The following is a 17995-nucleotide window of genomic DNA, read 5'->3' as shown; positions in this document are numbered from 1 at the left end:
CACGGATAAACCTGGTCCTATACTTCACCGCGCCAGTGCTCTACTCTACCTTTTAAACTAGCTCGCTATGGACAGGAAAGGGGATTGAAAGCTAATTACAGCTATTATATTACAACAGATCGGCTTAAAAGGCAACAACAAAGAAGAGAAGAGCTGGTAGCTACATTAAGCAATGAAAAGAAACGGTTACACCATAGCCAGACTAATATAGATAAAGAAAGCATAGAAAGGCATATCGATTTTTTAGAAAAAGAAATAAAAATTATTGATAAAGCGTTAAATAAAACCATAACTACTGATAAGGATCTAGACGAAAAGGCTAATATACTAGAAACCATTCCAGGAATCGGGAAATGTTTAGCCACTAAATTAGTCAGTTTTTTACCTGAATTAGGTGATAGAAGCTACAGTAGTAATCAACTATCAGCTTTAGTAGGTATAGCACCATATGCGGCTGATAGTGGGAAAAAACAGGGAAAAAGATTTATTAGGGGAGGAAGGAAAATACCACGAGATGCACTGTATATGGCTGTATTAGCAGGGAAAAAGTGGTTCCTATATTTAAAAGAATGCTATGATAGATTAGTAGGTAAATATAAGCCTAAAAAAGTGGCTATCGTAGCATGTATGAGGAAGCTCCTAGAGCTGGCGCATAAGCTTATACAACAAAAAAGAAGCTTCGTCAAAAGTATCAAAAACGAGTACAAAATGACTAAAAAACTTGCATAGTAAGATAATAGCTTTTTTCTTGATAAAAAAGTGGACAAAAAATCAAGCCCTCGGTAAAAAGCCACTTTCTAAACCGCGACTTTTTACAGGGGCAGTTTTTTTGACGCAAAAAACCATTGCACTGAACACATACGAAATCTCAACCTTTAAAAGACTAATTTTTCCTTTTAGTAGGCCAATGTCTGATTTTAAGACACTAACTAGAGATGCAATACCTCCATCTAACTGATAGCTATTGATAAGTGACCAAGAAATTTAGCAAAATATTGTACATCTAAAAAATTTGACTTGCCATAGTGCTGAACGGAGACCTAAGCTGACACTTTCAGTGACTTTTTCCGGTCGCTTGACTTTTTGCCCACTTTTTATATAAGTCAAAAGTGTAGTATAGATATCTTTTTACCACCGATCTGAACAGACCATAGCATCAGCTTCAGGTAAATCTATGCTAGTGCAGAGGCGTAAATGGATCGTTCGTATACGCCATCATTTGTAGCTGCTAAGTGTATTTATGCAACTTATTTATCTTCCTTTAGCTCTTCCATAGAGGCCTTGGATGCTGATATATGTGTGCGGATTTCTTGTGCAATTTTTTTTAACGTTTGCATGCCTTTGCGAACCCTGGTTCCAGCAGCTTTGTTGTCTTTCTCGTAGAATTTATGAAATTCATCTTCCAAGGAAAGTACTAATGTTTTTAATTCTTCAAATCGATTCATGATATAATAATTAATGGTGTTTATAGGAACCTTACTAGATGGTGCGCTTTGAGGCTATAAAATGGCCTATTGTGTTGCACCTGGTACGAAATAGTTCACGTCCAAAGGTAACCCTCCCATAAGATGGCCACCTGGTGGTCTTTACTATTTTATGAATCTAATCAATTTTTATCAAATTGTTCTGATCTGTATTGAGATTTTTGACTTAATGTTCCCCTTGTTTACGTAATGATAGCTCCATGCAGCGTTAAGGTTATGTTGCATAAATATGCCCCTTGTAAAAAATTATGATCGGAAAGCGTAGCTCGATAGTTGGGTCAATAGAAGCTACGCTTCAACAATCATCCGTTATGGTTTGATTTGCCTTTTATACACTTTCGTTTTTTTATATATTGGCTATAATCTAGCCATGCATAAAAACAAAATAATATGTTTAACAAGAAAATCTTACTGTTTGGCGTCTTTATTGGGTGCTATATCCATGCTATATATCCTACCTATGGGAATAGGCAACAGCTGGTCGACCCATCTGATCAGGTTACAATCGCTCAATCGTTACCTGTAGAAAAGCATATAGCGCCTGTAGAGGTACACTTAGCAGCTGCCAAGGGGGATGTAGCCCATATCCGTTCTTTAATCTCTGCTGGCAAAAATGTACAGGTATTGGACCGAAACAAGATGAGTCCATTGCATATTGCTGCTGCCAGAGGTCATTTACTTTGTGTCCAAGAGCTTATCAATGTAGGGACTAAGGTCAATATAGTGGACTACCTAGGTAGGACACCACTCTATTTTGCTGCGCAGTATGGGCATCTAGCCATTATGCGCGAGCTTGTTGCAGTTGGTGCTACCATTCAGCTTACCGATTGCCTAGGTAGAACGCCGCTTCATGTTGCGTCGCAAGCTGGTCAGGTGGCATGTATGAACTATTTGATACAAAAAGGAGCACATGTCGATGGGTTTGATCATGATGATCTAACCCCTTTGCATTATGCTGCTTTATCAGGTTCATTTTTATCTGTTCAAGCTTTAATAAAGGCAGGTGCAAAAGTGCAGGTATTTACAAGGCAAAATAAGTTTACGCCGTTGCATGCGGCTGCGCAAAGTGGTAATGTTGCTTCCATACAGTTATTAATTCATAACCATGCTAACGTAAATGCGGTTACGCCTAGTGGCATTTCGCCCCTTTATATAGCGGCTCAACATGGCAAACTGGCTGTGTTAAGGGAGCTATTAACGCATAAAGCAGATATCCATGCAGTAGACGGTTTAAATACACCCTTACATGCTGCTGTTTTAGGTGACCATTTGGATTGTTTAAATCTATTATTAAAGGCAGGTGGGCATCCATCGGTTCGCAATAAAGAACAAAATACCCCTTTGCATTTAGCCGCTCGATATGGTAAGCATGATTGTTTAAAAGCATTGATTGCTACTAACGAAGTATATATACATCTAATAGGTGAAAAGCAGCGCACCCCTTTACATTGGGCCGCTCGATCAGGGCATCTCATTTGTGTCGAGCAGCTTATTGAGGCAGGAGCTGTTATAGATGCTTCGGACTTTCATAATAAAACTCCCCTTCATCTCACTGCTTTCTATGGACATGATAGCTGTTTAGATAAGTTGTTAAAAGCGGGTGCGAATCCTCACGCCACTACCCATATAGGTTTTACACCCTTACATATGGCTGCCAAAAGCAGGAATATAAGGTGTTTACAAGCGCTGATAGAGGCTGGTGTACGGCTCTCTATTGTCGATAGGTTTCAAAATACCCCACTGCATTTATCTGTTGCATTTCAAAATATCGATGCTAGTGTAGCACTTATACAAGCTGGTGCACCAGTAAATATAGCCAATCAGTGGGGAGCCATACCCCTACATATAGCTGCGAAACTAGGGGATTTAGCTGCTTTGCAAGCACTTATTGAAGCAAAGTCTAAGGTAAACATGACAAAAAAATCAGGTGCTACGGCGTTGCATGCGGTTGCAAAAAAAGGCTACACAGCTTGTTTGAAGGCATTGATACAAGCAGGTAGCCAGGTGAGGGTCTACAACCGGGCCAAAGAAACACCACTCTACTTGGCAGCTGCTAATGGCCATTTGGCTTGTGTAGAGGCCTTGATTGAAGCCGATCAAAATCAGCATTCTATCACTAAAAAGCTTAAAAGCAAGGTTAAAGATCAACCGCTTCTGGCTAAGGTTATGAAGAGCAAACCTAAGTTAGATATGGTTAATCAATTGCGTGAGACACCTTTATACGCTGCAGTTAAGTATGGACATGTCGATTGTGTTTTGATGCTTATACGTCATGGTGCCAGAGTAAATGTCAGGAACAAAAGAGGAGAAACTCTTTTGCATATCGCTGCTCAAAAAGGTTGTGAAGTCTGTGTAAGGGCTATTTTAGGCACAAAAGCACCAATCAATGTAGTAGACCATTATAAAAATACGCCGCTGCACCTTGCTGCTCAAAATGGCCATATCAAAGTGGTGCAAGAGCTCATACGAGCAGGGGCTTTAGCTCAGCGGAACAGATTTAATAAGACCCCTGCTTATTTGGCATTACAGAATGGTCATGTAAAGTGTTATAAACTGTTGAACGTCTAGTTCGCACAGCAAGAACAATAGGAATCCGTTTGGTAGAATGCTTAGAGGCTTAAGGGGCTAATAGATAAAATTTAACTACTATATAAAGTCTATGTAAAAAGCTTTTTTTATCAATAAAAAAGTAAAAATACATTACGAACCAATGTCGTGAATAGATACAACTTTTTTGTACGCTATGCTACAATACGATATACCGCTTCTAATCGTGGCGGTCTTTTTGATACTAAACCTAATCATAGGGCTTTATAGTATACGTCGAAACACTACTTTTCAAGCCTATGCTGTAGGCAATAAACGTTTTAGCACAGCTGCTTTAGTGGTTACCCTATTGGCTACATTTTTGAATGGCGCATTCCTTGTCCAGTATATACCTCAGATGTGTCATTATGGCCTGCAGCTTATGATTATTTGGCTTATGGTTCCATTCGGAGGGTGGTTAATGAGTCAAATAATATGGCGTATGGGCCCATTTTTGCAACACCTTTCTATTGCAGAAACAATTGGTAGTGTATATGGAAAAATACCAAGGGTTATGGTTGCGTTAGCCAGTATTGCGTATGCCATTGGTATGGTAACCAATCAAATTAAAATCATCTTCCTTTCTGTTGATATGTATAGTGATGTGGTTCCCGCACGTATTATTATGGTAATAATCATTTTAATTGTTATTTCTTATGCTGCTTTAGGAGGTATTTATGCAGTTACTATGACTGATATATTCCAGTTTCTAGCTTTTATGACCATTATTATACTATTGTGCAAACTGATGTATTTGAGCACAGAGTTATCAATTGTAGAAATTATCACTTCTATACACCGGATCGAAAAATTCCAATTAAGTAATTTGTTGCATTTTAACAAACGGTTATTAAGATTAATGATTGATATAGTCAGTTTTGGTCTACTAATTGGTGCTTATATACCTGCTCCATACATGCAAAGAGCCTATATGGCTTCTAGTCCGTTTCAAGTGCAAAGGGTGTTTAGGTATAGTAGCTTTGTTAGTTTATGTATCATATTGATTATAATCTTAATGAGTCTATTTATTTTTACCATACATCCCATATCTAAAGGCGTACGCTGGCCGTATGAAGAAGTATTCTTATATATTATGGCTCATCTCTCACCTTTCTATAAGGGGTTAATGACTGTTGCTATATTGGGTATGTGTATGTCTACCATAGACTCTTGTTTGCATGTTGCTGCTGTCACCATGGCGCATGATATTATAGAGCATATTCCCGGCATAAAGTGCTTTTCCGATGTCCGTAAACTTATAGCAGCTAAATGCAGTGCAATAGTGATTGGTTTACTAGCTGCTGTATCAGCTATTTGCAAAACCAATTTGTTTGATGTATCTAGATTTGTTATCTATTTCTATCAATTTTTTCATGTAGTAGTGGCTGCTCCTTTTATTTTAGCCCTTTTAGGGTTTCGGGGTACTTCCCGTACGGCTTTAATCGGTATGGCGACAGGTATACTAACTGTTATATCGTATTGGTATATATGGATATCTACCATATATACTGAAGTGTTATGTGTATTGGCCAATGGCTTAGCTATGATGGCTGCGCACTATCTCTTGCCACAACCATCTCATACGGGGTGGATAGGACTCAATAGCCAACAGAAAAGAATGCGACAGTTTATGAGCGTATATAAAAAACATAAAAAAAACATTGATATCGAATAATATATATCTATAGTGGCCTGAAAAAATTGGACAAAAGTCTTTTAATTGTATGTGCTCAGTGCCATGGTTTTTTGTCCACTTTTTATCAAGCAAAAAGCGGGATAACCTTCATCATTAACCAGTAATGTGAACAGATACTATCTAATTTTTTGGTACAAAAAGAGGATACCTGCCTCTGATGCGAAACGCATCGCGTTTATAGTAGAAAGATGCTTTTTATTGCTATCCTGCTTGCAAGTAGCATCCTCGGCTTGCGGATCATTATTTTTATAAAAATACCATTCCTGATCCTTTTTTACGTAAACAATTAAAAGCCTTTTACCGCGATTTTTTGGCATCTCCGCTACAAATGCGGTTAAAGCAAAAGTATGTCTTTCCGAGTTGGGGGCTACTGGGTTGGCGCTAATGGTTATAGAGGCTATGTCCATTAATATACGTTTGTCCCAAGGATCATCCCCTTGCGCTCTTGGAAAATTAACCAGTAATGCATCAGGCAGGTTACGCAATGGGCCGCTATCTTTATGGTTTGCTGTCGTTAGGCTGGCTTCTATGCGTGTATGCCAGTCATTTTGTGCATCTGGATCTTCATCTGGCGCTATATATAAGGGCTTGAGGTCCTGATCCCTACTATGCTTTAACAGCATTTTTCCCTCTGGTGTGATTTTCAATTTGGTATACCAATCCTCATCTACTGCTTGCGCGTCTTTGGGTCTACTTTGAGGTCCCTGGGTCCAACTTGCTTCCATTATGGAGTTGGATATATTTTCTTGACCTCCAGGAAGCTTTGGCTCATATCTAGGTGCCTTTCTTTTGCAAGCCATTGCCATCAGCACCAGCCCCATCACTGCTAGCTGTTCTTTGTCCAACAAACCAAATTTCCATTTCATACGATCAGATTTTGTCGTGTTACCATTCTTGTTCCAAGCGTTTACAGTAATGCCATCCACATATAAAGAGCTGCATGATAAAGAACCAATGGTATCCTTGAAGGTAAAAGCAAGGAATCGCAATAGCAGCAGCGGTCAGCCCGATGATCAGACTAGCTACATACCCTTTATGACCAAATTTTTTTTCTAGAATATAACGCACCAGCCAGCCACCATCCAGTGGTGCAATAGGTATTAAATTCAATAACAACCATCTACTATTGATATACATCGTCACGGAGAGCAAATAGTTCAATAAGTAGCCACTTACCATATTACATTGCAGCAATAGATAAGCCACTAATGTCAGTAATCCTTGAAACAGCGGTCCTGCAAGGGTAATGAAAAATTTTTGTTTGTCCGTTAGCTGTGATTCATTAAAGATGGTTCTTCCACCCAAAGCTTGCAGTACAACAGTAGGTGTCGCACCAAAAAAAAGAGCAGTTAATGCATGGCCATATTCATGTATAAGTATACTAAAAGTAAAGATACTAGACCATAGTAAGCTTTCAGTATATCGTCCGCCTATACTACCCATTACCAACAATAAAAAGATCCAATAACTCAGATCGATCGTTACTGAAACTTTTAAAAATCTAAAACGCAACACGGTACTATAATTTTAGGGGTCCTCAACCTACAGATGGAATAGATGCTATTTTTTTACACGCCACGAGAGATATATTTTTCACGTTTGATGCGTTGTGGGTTAAACCCCATTGTTTGCAATTTTTCAATGCTATCATCAATCATATATGGGTTACCGCAGAGGTATACCAAATCAGTCATGGGGTTTAAGTTAAGCGCTTCAAAGGCCGATTGCACATATCCAGCATAGTGATAAGGTGCGGTCAATACATCTGCTCTACTCAGATAGCCACGAAAATGAAACCTTTCATATTTTTGCGCAAAAGCAATAAAATCTTCCGCATAGAGTAGGTCGTTGGCATAACGTACACCCAATAGTAACGTTACCTTTAGCTTGGCATCTGCTTCTAGTCGTTGGGCAATGGCAGGCAACATAGAACGATAGGGGGCTACACCTGTTCCAGTCGCTACCAATATATACTGGGAGGGACCTTCTACTGTTTGCAGGATGAGCCTACCTTTAGGCCCCACACAGTGCAACTCATCCCCGATTTTTAAATTAAAAAGGATGCTCGTAGCGAATCCACCCGCAACAGGTGCAATGGCAATGTCTAATTTATCCCCTGGACTATTGGCTAGGCTATAGCTACGCGGTATGGTTTTACCAGACGCATGTGGCAACAAAAAGGTAATAAATTGGCCCGGTATAAATCCAAAAGGCAGTTGATCAGAACGTATAAAGGTTAGCTGTGCTACACTAGGTGTAAGCATGGTAGAGCCTATATGCTTAATTTTAAATTGATTGAGTTCCATTACTGCTATGTCTACTTGCGCGTGGCCTACCAATGGCCACATGCGCTATCTGTATTTACGCTTTTGCTTTAAGTTCGTATCTGCTGTGCCCAACGGAAGGCTTATATCTGTTTTGCGTGTGAACCACACGCCCTACAAACCAACCAAAATATTTTATCTATATCCCTATTCGGTACTTGAATCCAAAGCTAAAAAAAACTAAGCATGAATCGAAACTTTTTATAAAAAGCCATAATGAAATGGTTGTGTAATGTTGCATACAAAATCGAATCGGTATTTTTTTATTAACCTGTATCAATATCCTTTTATTAGGCCATTAATAGACATTTTTTATGCCATATGTTAGATATAATATTACATAAAAGAATTATTTATTTCATTTTTTATCAAAAATGTACAAATTTTTGCATGGGTACAAATTAGTACTTATAATTTGTATATAACTTATTTCAGTGTACTAATTTGTAATTAATTGACGTATTTAGCTATGGCATCTTTTTTAGATATACCCCTTTTTATGGTGGTTTCTTTTCTATTATTGACTTTAGTGGTTGGTATTTATTTTAGTCGAAAGATTACTTCCCTTCAGCAATATGCTGTAGGCAATAGGCAGTTTGCTACCGCTACTTTGGTGGCCACTGTATTGGCTACTGCTTATGGAGAAGGAGGTTTGATGCGCAATGTACAGCAGGTGCATCAACTTGGCCTTTATTGGATCATCTTGGATCTTTTGGCTGGGTTTGATCTCTATATTATCAGTAAGTTGGCCTTATACATGGGTCGGTTTATGGGTCATCTTTCTATGCCAGAAACGATGGGTAGCGTATATGGAAAATATGCCCGAATCATTACAGCGTTATCTGGTATTTGCGATGCGATTGCTACGATTGCGATGCAAATCAGTGCCATGTCCTTGGCCATTAGTCTCTGTTTAGATTCCGTGCATCCCAAAGCGATTACGGTTGTGGTGACTGTAATCTTGATAGGTTATTCTAGTTTTGGAGGCATTCGTGCAGTTGCTTTTACAGATGTATTACAATTTATCACTTTTGCCATCATTATTCCTATTTTAGCATGGTTTATGCTTAAAAGCACCGGTAAATCCGTTACAGAAATCATTCCTTTTTTACAAAGCCAGGAAAAATTTCAATTGCGTACAGTATTGCATTTTGATATGAATCTAGTGGCGATGTGTTTGCTTTTGTTAAGTTTTTTAATGGGTTACATAGAGCCTCCAACTCTACAGCGCGTCTATATGTCTTCTAGTACGATGCAAGCTGGCAAGGTGTTTTTATATGCCACAATTTTCAGCTTTGTCATCACCTTATTGATCATGCTCATTGGCCTATTTGTTTTTGTAGCTGCACCAGACTTACCCGTGACGGCTATTTGGGGGTATATCATGGCGCATGTTCCTCCTGTTTTTAAAGGCATGGTTTGTATCAGTTTGTTGGCTATGGCGATGTCCACAGCTGATTCTAAGCTAAACGCTTGTGCAGTGATGATTAGTCATGATATGTTGCAGAGTATACGAGGTCCAGAGAAAGCACCTTATGCGCACCAGCTCCGGTTGGCCATGTGGACGAGTATAGGCATAGGTGTATTGGCTATGGTATTGACTTTTTATTGCAATGATCTATTGAATTTGCTCAAATTAAGTTTAGATTTTTCGCTTCCCATTGCAACCGCTCCTTTTATCTTGGCTGTGTTGGGCTTTCGGGGTACTGCTCGTACCGCTTTGATTGGTATGGGTACAGGCATCGTATCTATTCTAGCTTGGAATCAGTGGATTGAACCCAAAACGGCTATCAATGGTTCTTTTATTTGTATGGTAGCCAATGGTCTAGCCATGATGGTGGCCCACTATCTATTCAAGCAGCCGGAAAATACAGGTTGGATAGGCCCAGATCGTACATGTATACAAATGAAACAAGTACATGTGCGTAAGCAGCGCGCGCAAAAAGAAGCCATTAAAAATGGTTTGATAGATATCAAAGCTACCTTGGCGAAGCTTCAACCCAGCCATGTTGCATTGACCTATACGGGGATTTATATAGTCCTCACTAATTTATTGGTCTATTGTATAGCCTCTATTATGGATCATGGTGGTTGGCTTATGGCACAACTTTTAGTAGGCGCTTGCTTTTTAGGGTATAAAACATTTCTGCCAGCAATACCAAAATCTATGCCCGGTTGGTTATTGGGTTTGATCTGGGTTATAGGCTTATCTTTTTGCTTGCCTATCAATGCAATTTGGCATTGGTGGCAGGGTACCCCACTTTTGTTGAATGTAGGTTTGTCTTTGGCCCACTTGGCGGTTACCTTGTTGGTGTTTCCTTTATATCTGGGTGTTAGCTTTGTAATGGTTACGTTGTGTATGACAATCTATTGTAGCGCTATATATTGTACCAAGCCATTCCTATTGATGCTATCGCCCTTAGGTGTAGCGTTGTTGTTGCTGCTTTGTTTGGGATTTGGGTTACTTATTTTGGGTATTTTTATTTACCTGAAAGGTAAAATCAACGCTTGCTTTGACCAAGTAGGTTATTTAAAAGATAGCGCACAAATGCGTGCATCCCAAAAACACAAAGAAGCACTTTATGACGCAGCTATGGCCTCTCCTATTGGTTTGGGTCTATCTAGGAGATATGGATCTATTTTAGGAAAAGCAGTCCATAAAATGGAGGAAGCTATCTCCTTTTTAGATAGCAATATGCCCCTTTGTAAGCAAGACTTCCAGAGTATTATCAATAAGCTCTATGATTGGGTGGCTTATTTCAGTAAGAAGGAGCAAGCCAAAGCGCATGCCTTGTTACAGCCTGATAAGATTAGTTTAGACCAATTGATTAACAAACTAGAGTCTACCCTGTCCCAGGAGGTAGCTGATCCGCCTAGGTTATTGGTAGAACAAACGGTCGATCCTAGTGGTGTGTTAGCTTCCCATATGGTATGTGATGTCCATCAAGTAGTCTATTCATTGGTACAGGCAGTTTTACGGGTGAGTGGTAGGTTAGATGGCTCTATCTCACCGATTGTAAGCATTCAATTGCATGCCACGGCTTTGCAATTTAAACGCGCAGATGCTATAGATAGTAGCGTGCCTGATTGGATGCTTTTTCAGGCTATTGGGTGGGTAGTACGTAATGTTTCCATTTCTTCTGAGGCGTTGCCGAAGGTAAAGCCTTTGTATAGTGATCAAGTAGGCACTATGGGGTCAGAAGGGAAGCAGGCAGTGCGCCCATCTATCGATTTACAGCAAGAGACTATAGCCAGTATAGTTTATGCCCACTATGGATATGTAGAATATCCTGCTGATGGTAAGCCATGCACTATGTTACTGGTACTGCCTATTGATGTCACAGAAATTCGTGATAAGATGATGGCTAGGCTACCTATAGATTGCTTGACTTCAGCAGCCCCTGTTACACCTAAGGAACAGGCAGATGCAATGATGGCCTTAATGCAGTTCCATGATTATGTCTGTAGGTCCTCTTGTAAAGTGGATCCTATTGATGTAGGTATGATTTCCAATCTGCTTTTATTACTCAGGCAACACTTTGGCTTGAAGCGCCATGCCTCTGGCCAATTGTTTTATATACGTGTGATAGGTATTGCCGAATTGGTAATAGAATGGGCGTTTCATTCACCTAAGGTAATTTATGCTGCTTTGCTTTATGAGTTGGTGCGTCATACTTGTTTACCGCTTTCTTATGTTAAGGAACATTATAATTTAGGGGTCTATGCCTGTGTGTTGAATGTGGTAGGGGTAGATAAGCGCCAATCCTTAGATCATCCTTCTTTGCTTTATGTTCAGAATCGATTAAAGGAAGCAATTAAAGAAGATCACGTACAGCTTTCTGTTCTTTTTATTAAACTGGCCGAACGGTTGTATGACCTACGTCATGCCTTTGGGTATACCCTATTAGAGGAGGTAAAATATATGGCTTATGAAACCCTGATTGTAGATGTGGTGCTGGCCAAGCAATATTTGGGTAGTGAAATAGCAGAAGCCTTGTCACAAGCAGCTAAACAGGCATTGGAGATCTACCATCAAAAGGCCGCGGTGTAGCAAGTGGCATCATACAGATGATTTGGAAAAACAGTTTCCTTTTAAGCCCCCGAAGGGGGCGCTTTCTGTTTTTCTATCTGCCAGATGCCACGTAACAACCTATACGAATCACACACATTATTTACATACTTAAATGGACACAGCCGAACCGCTTTTGGCTATATCATCGCTCCAACTTGCTATCTTTTGTATCAACGCGTTCGTTTGGGTTTTCTCTGCTTCTTGCACCCTTAAATAGGCTACCAGGCAATCAAATGCTACCATAGCCAATAGATCTTGCTGATCTTGTATACCTAGTTTTTTTTGATACCCTCTAATCCGTTCTGCTAACATTTTACTTGCCGTTCTTACAAAGGTTTCGTCCTCCGGTTGCACTTGCATCGGATAAATGCGGTCACTGATTTTAATTTTTATAGAGAGTGTTTCCATCTTTTTTATACTTGTTCAAAGTAGGCTAAACAGAGATCGATCTCCTGGATATACTTATTAATTTGATCTACTAAATGAGGGTCAGATGAATGGACTGTATGGTTTTGGGCAGTGGACCTACTAAGGTCTGTTGTTGATGCCTCTAATAGCGCCTTTAATCTTTTATTTTCTTCTGTTAATGCAATGATTTGTCTTTGGTAGTCAGTATGGGCTTGTAATAGCTCCATAAGCATTTTTTCAAAGCGCTCTATGATAAGGCGTTGGTTATCTTCTAATAATGCCATTTAAATCACGTTCAAAAGTTTGAATCAGCTGATGCATGATTGGGTCAATACTTTTGTCATCTAGTGTCTTTTCTCTATCCTGTAGGGTAAAACGAATGGCATAAGATTTTTTATCCTCTGGTAAATGTGGGTATACATCGAAAAGATCGATCTTTTGAATGGTTTTGTGCCCCTGTTTTAGAATGAGATCTTTTATCTTTTGAAATGGAACCGTTTGATCTACTATTAAAGATAAATCTCTTGTAACAGCGGGAAATTTAGAAATAGGCGTATACACCTTGTTCGATCTACTGAGCTGTAACAGATGACTCCAGCGGATATCTGCAAAGAAAACAGGTTGGGAAACATAATCTATAATAGAAGGCTGGAGCTGACCAAATGTCATGACCACTCTTTCTTTATATACTCCTTGAATGCCTTGTGTATAGAATGGGTGCGTGATGGCTTTATAGGATAGGTTTATAATGCCTAACTTTTCTACCAGTTGCTCGATTGTTGCTCTCAAATTTGGTAAGGTGACAGCCCCTAGTTGACGTACCCAGTTGGGTGACTCTATTTGACCAGTAAGCCAAAGGGATAGTCTTTTTTCTTCGTTGTATGATGCATGGTCTTGGCTATAGATGGTACCCAATTCAAATAGCTTTAAGTCATACTGACGGCGTGCCAGATTATAGGCGATGACTTCTAGTCCACTAAAAAGCAATGTAGGGCGTAATATATGGGTGGAACTACTCAGTGGGTTAAGAATAGAGATTGCTTTGGGAGTAGGTACAATGGTACCATAAGCCTCTTTGGTTAAAGAATTGGTGCATATTTCATAATAACCATTGGCTACCAATACTTTACTGATTTCTTCTGCCATTTTATAGGCTGTATCGACGCTGTTTTCAGGGGCGAGGTAAGCAGTCGATAGTTGGTTGGGTATGCGGTCGTAGCCATATATGCGTGCAATTTCTTCAATTAGATCCGCTTTTCTGGTGACATCTACCCGGTAAGGTGGTACTTTGGCCGTAAAACCCTGGTCGGTTTCTGCTTCAAGGTCTATTTCCAAATCTTGGATGATTTGTTTAATAAGGGTGGGGTCAAGCTTGGTTCCCAAGCATCGGTTAATAGCTGCATAGGTGATAGGAATGGTAAAGTGTGCCAATGGAGTGGGGTAATATTCTATGATTGGGCATGCTGCTGCAGCTGGGCTCAATGCTTGTAATAAGCATACTGCTCTTTTTAAGGCATAGAGAGGGAGGTTGGGATCGGTGCCACGTTCAAATCGAAAAGAAGCATCTGTTTTAAGGCTATGGTGTTGTGCAGCACGGCGTATAACGGCTGGATTAAAATAGGCGCTTTCTATGAAAATATGTTGTGTGGCATCTGTGATACGGGTGCGGTATCCCCCTAGCACGCCAGCCATCGCTATAGGGCCTGCTTCATCGCAAATCATGAGCTCATGGCCAGTCAGTTTTCTTTCTATGCCATCCAGTCCTGTAAATAGGGTAGCTGGTCTGCATAGCTGAACCATAAGGGAAGAACCAATAATGGTATCATAATCAAAAGCATGTAGGGGTTGCCCCAACTCATGCAATACACAGTTGGTTACGTCTACTACGTTATTAATAGGTTTGATGCCAATATTCGATAACCTGGTACGGAGCCATGCGGGGGAGGGTTGAATAGAGATGTTTGTAAGCAATAGCCCCGTATAGCGTGGACATAGCGTAGCATCTATGTTGCCTATGTTTAAGGGCAGATCAGATCGTACAGGATGAAAGGCTTCCACAGAAGGCAGGGTAATAGGCAGGTGTAAAATAGCTTTTAGCTCCCTAGCTATACCTAGGTGTGAGCAGGCATCTGCTCTATTGGGTGTAATCTCAATTTCTAAAATTTCATCTAATAAATCTTTAAAGTAGTCCTTAGCAGGGGTTCCGGCAGGTAATGTGGTCTCCAGTACTAGAATGCCATCGTGTGTTGGGCCGATTCCCATCTCATCTTCTGCACAAATCATGCCTTCAGATACCACTCCCCTAATTTTAGGTTTTTTAATTTGAAAAGGGACTTGGTCTACATAATGATAAATGGTAGTACCTACTGGTGCAACCACTACCTTTTGACCGGCTGCTACATTAGGCGCACCACAAACAATAGTGTATGGTCTATCCAAGCCAATATCCACTAAGGTTTGTTTTAACCTATCTGCATTGGGGTGGGGGAGGCAGGATACTACCTCCCCTATAACAAGCCCTTCTAATCCCCCTGGGATAGTAGAGTAGCTATTAGCTACCTCTAATCCCCTCTGGGTTAAAAGAGCGGCCAAATCAGAGCCTGTGCAATCAATATAGGACTTGAGCCAATTTAAGGATATTTTCATAAGTGTGTAATCAATCCATTCAGCTAGGTAGTGGCCATCTATGATTAGTTTTGATGCCCTACCCGTTCTAATAACTGCATTTTATAAGCATCCCAATCATGAATAGGCTTTTTAGCCACACCAGAATCCATAGCAGCTTGCGCAACGGCTATAGAGACGGTAGGAAGCAAACGGGCATCCATCGGTTTAGGGAGTAGATATTCTTTACCAAAATGGATGGTTCCACCATAGTATTTGCGTACACAAACCGGTACTTCTTCTTGTGCCAATTGTTGAATAGCTTGTACAGCAGCTTGTTGCATGGCGCCATTAATGGCAGAAGCACGTACATCCAAGGCGCCTCTAAAAACGTAAGGGAAAGCAAGTAAATTATTTACTTGGTTTGGGTAATCGCTACGTCCCGTGGCAAAGATCACATCTGGTCTAGTAGCCATAACATCCCGATAAGAAATTTCTGGCAATGGGTTGGCTAAGCCAAAAATGATAGGATCCTTGGTCATGCGTTCTATGCTTTGACTCATTAATAGATTACCGGAAGAGAGGCCTATAAAGACATCTGACCCAACCACTGCATCATGCAAGGTATGTACGGCGCGGTCGGTCGCAAAAGGTGCTTTAATAGGGTCAAGATCATCTCTATCCTTACGGATTACCCCCTTGCGGTCGCACATAATGATATGCGCTGGGTTGGCTCCTAAGGCCATTAAAAGCTTTGCAGTAGCGATTGCACCTGCGCCAGCGCCACTAAAAACAATCTGTACCTGTGCAATATCCTTATTGACAATTAACAAGGCATTTAATAAAGCAGCTGCTGCCACAATAGCAGTAGCATGTTGGTCATCGTGCATAACTGGTATATCCAACTGGGCCATTAATGTTTCTTCAATCTGGAAACACTCCGGTGCTTTAATATCCTCTAGGTTAAGTGCGCCAAAAGTAGGTGCCAAGGCTTTAATGACTTGTATCACTGCTTCAGGAGTCGTAGCGTCAATTTCAATGTCAAATGCATCCACTCCAGCAAACCTTTTTAAGATCATTGCTTTGGCTTCCATAACCGGTTTGGCAGCTAAAGGACCAATAGCACCATACCCTAATACAGCTGTCCCATTCGATACCACACCTACCAAGTTCCCTTTGTTGGTATATTGATATACTTGTTCGCTAGATGCAGCAATGGTTTCACAAATAGTGCCCACACCAGGCGTATAACCCGTAATGATGTCACGAGGAGTATGGAATGGTTTGGTGACACAGGTACCTATTTTCCCAGCAGGGAATTGCGCGTGATAGGCTAAAATTTCTTCTTTTGTAACAACTATTTTATTCATTATATCGTTTTTTATTTGTAAACATTGGACCGATTGGTTTAAATATTTCTTGCTAAGCAAGTGCTTAGCCAAGTTACCATTTTTCAACCATTTATGCCAAAAGTAGATTGTGTGAATTAAGTACCTAGCTTAAGTTGTTTGCTGCGCAATTGTCCGCAAGCGGCGTCAATATCTGTGCCGTGTTCTGCACGCACAACGGCATGAATCCCCTGTGCACGTAGGGTGGCCACAAAACGATGAATGGTTTTAGGGGTACTGCGTTTGTAATGATCCAATTCATCTACAGGGTTATAGGGAATAAGATTTACATGAATCAGATGGCGTTGATGGCGTGCTAGAATTAAATTAGCTAGCTCAAAAGCACATGATTCTGAGTCATTGACCTCCTTAAGTAGAATATATTCAAAGGTTACGCGTCTGTTGGTTTGCGCCAAGTAGTAATCAATGGCTTCCATAAGTTTTTCTATGGGAATGGCTTTATTGAGTTTCATAATTTGTGTACGTAGTAGGTTATTGGCTGCATGCAAAGAAAGGGCAAGATTAACCTGTAGCCCTTCATGTGCAAAGGCTTTTATTTTTCGATCTAGTCCACTGGTAGAAACGGTAATATGGCGTGCACCAATAGCCAAGCCTTTGGTGTGGTTAACGATACGTATAAAGCGTAAAAGGTGGTCATAGTTATCGAATGGTTCGCCGATGCCCATGACTACGATGTGGCTAATTCTTTTCCCTGCTATATCTAATTTTTTTTGCATATGGAGCAGTTGTTCTACTATTTCGCCTGCTGTTAAATCTCTTTTCTTGGTTAAAAGACCACTGGCACAGAAAGTACAACCAATATTACACCCTACTTGTGTAGTCACACAAATAGATAAGCCGTAGCTATGCTCCATTAAAACGGTTTCAATTAAGTTGCCATCAGTCAGTTTTAGTAAGCATTTGATCGTGCCATCTTTTGCATATTGTACCTTATCTTCTACCATGGAAACCAATGAAAAATGGTCATCCAAGCGAGAACGAGTCGTTAAACCTAAGTCGCTCATTTCACTAAAGCTGCTCACTCGTTTTTGGTAGAGCCACTTCCAAATTTGGGTACAACGGAAAGGTTTTTCGCCTTGTGCTTCCAACCAAAGCATTAATTCGTTTTCAGTTAAATTATAAATAGATGGTTTGGGTAAATAGCAGTGGTTTGACATATGGATAAAGAATACTTTGTGACAAAGGTCGATCATTTGATTACACTAAAATATTAAAAAAACCTCGGACCTAATGCAGCGCAAATGTCGGTGTAGCTAAAGCTATAGATGCGTTGCTTTAGATCAGTCGATAAAATAATGTGCACCAAGCAACCCCATTAGGCATGGAATAGAAATAGAGTATGCTTCTGATGCATGGATTGAAAAGTTTTGACAGGTAAAATTTTTTTGTTAAACTCTTAAATAGAACTATTT

General features: G+C 40.2%; 13 protein-coding genes. 4 read left to right on the top strand and 9 right to left on the bottom strand.

Features of this window, described 5'->3' with window-relative positions:
* Window positions 1-84 precede the first annotated feature (84 nt).
* Window positions 85-729, top strand: coding sequence for a transposase (locus tag CE557_RS01425; protein WP_114909767.1), 645 nt, complete (start codon window positions 85-87; stop codon window positions 727-729).
* Window positions 730-1247: 518 nt separating this feature from the next.
* Here the strand turns inward: CE557_RS01425 and CE557_RS01415 are convergent.
* Window positions 1248-1445 carry a histone H1 gene (locus CE557_RS01415; protein WP_114909841.1) on the bottom strand — a complete coding sequence of 66 codons (198 nt, stop codon included), beginning with the start codon at window positions 1443-1445 and terminating at the stop codon, window positions 1248-1250.
* Between the two features lie 429 nt (window positions 1446-1874).
* Between CE557_RS01415 and CE557_RS01410 the strand changes: the two genes are divergently transcribed.
* A complete protein-coding gene (locus CE557_RS01410) occupies window positions 1875-4052 on the top strand; it encodes an ankyrin repeat domain-containing protein (RefSeq protein WP_114909840.1) in 2178 nt (725 codons plus the stop codon).
* A gap of 175 nt (window positions 4053-4227) precedes the next feature.
* Window positions 4228-5745, top strand: coding sequence for a sodium:solute symporter family protein (locus CE557_RS01405; RefSeq protein WP_114909839.1), 1518 nt, complete (start codon window positions 4228-4230; stop codon window positions 5743-5745).
* Between the two features lie 137 nt (window positions 5746-5882).
* Here the strand turns inward: CE557_RS01405 and CE557_RS01400 are convergent, their stop codons facing one another.
* From CE557_RS01400 to CE557_RS01390, 3 genes are read right to left on the bottom strand one after another with little or no spacing between them, the layout of a single operon-like run.
* Entirely contained in the window at window positions 5883-6632 is a 750-nt protein-coding gene (locus CE557_RS01400; RefSeq protein ID WP_114909838.1) for a hypothetical protein, read from the bottom strand.
* A 19-nt stretch (window positions 6633-6651) separates the two neighbouring features.
* Window positions 6652-7281 carry a metalloprotease gene (locus tag CE557_RS01395; RefSeq protein ID WP_162789931.1) on the bottom strand — a complete coding sequence of 210 codons (630 nt, stop codon included), beginning with the start codon at window positions 7279-7281 and terminating at the stop codon, window positions 6652-6654.
* 53 nt (window positions 7282-7334) lie between these two features.
* A complete protein-coding gene (locus CE557_RS01390; protein ID WP_114909836.1) occupies window positions 7335-8114 on the bottom strand; it encodes an FAD-binding oxidoreductase in 780 nt (259 codons plus the stop codon).
* A 445-nt stretch (window positions 8115-8559) separates the two neighbouring features.
* Between CE557_RS01390 and CE557_RS01385 the strand changes: the two genes are divergently transcribed.
* Window positions 8560-12141 (top strand): sodium:solute symporter family protein, encoded by a 3582-nt coding sequence (locus tag CE557_RS01385; RefSeq protein ID WP_191239816.1) that lies wholly within the window; start codon window positions 8560-8562, stop codon window positions 12139-12141.
* 129 nt (window positions 12142-12270) lie between these two features.
* On the opposite strand, the gene CE557_RS01380 is transcribed toward CE557_RS01385, so the two are convergent.
* The 5 genes from CE557_RS01380 to rlmN all read right to left on the bottom strand — a co-directional run bounded on the left by CE557_RS01380 (window position 12271) and on the right by rlmN (window position 17740).
* Complete coding sequence (locus tag CE557_RS01380) at window positions 12271-12570, bottom strand: cell division protein ZapA (protein ID WP_114909835.1); 300 nt, start codon at window positions 12568-12570, stop codon at window positions 12271-12273.
* Between the two features lie 5 nt (window positions 12571-12575).
* Window positions 12576-12854, bottom strand: coding sequence for a hypothetical protein (locus CE557_RS01375; protein ID WP_114909834.1), 279 nt, complete (start codon window positions 12852-12854; stop codon window positions 12576-12578).
* The gene (gene pheT / locus CE557_RS01370; RefSeq protein ID WP_114909833.1) at window positions 12835-15216 is read right to left on the bottom strand and encodes a phenylalanine--tRNA ligase subunit beta; all 2382 of its coding nucleotides are present in this window, start codon (window positions 15214-15216) and stop codon (window positions 12835-12837) included. Before pheT ends, CE557_RS01375 begins: the two co-directional genes overlap by 20 nt.
* 44 nt (window positions 15217-15260) lie before the next feature.
* Window positions 15261-16544, bottom strand: a complete 1284-nt coding sequence (locus CE557_RS01365) for a malic enzyme-like NAD(P)-binding protein (protein ID WP_114909832.1) — start codon at window positions 16542-16544, stop codon at window positions 15261-15263.
* Window positions 16545-16660: 116 nt separating this feature from the next.
* Entirely contained in the window at window positions 16661-17740 is a 1080-nt protein-coding gene (gene rlmN / locus CE557_RS01360; RefSeq protein ID WP_114909831.1) for a dual-specificity RNA methyltransferase RlmN, read from the bottom strand.
* Between the last annotated feature and the right edge of the window lie 255 nt (window positions 17741-17995).

Source organism: Cardinium endosymbiont of Sogatella furcifera (genome assembly GCF_003351905.1).
Lineage (GTDB): Bacteria > Bacteroidota > Bacteroidia > Cytophagales > Amoebophilaceae > Cardinium.
Note: the sequence above shows the minus strand (reverse complement) of the source record. Positions and strands in the feature narration are given on the sequence as shown.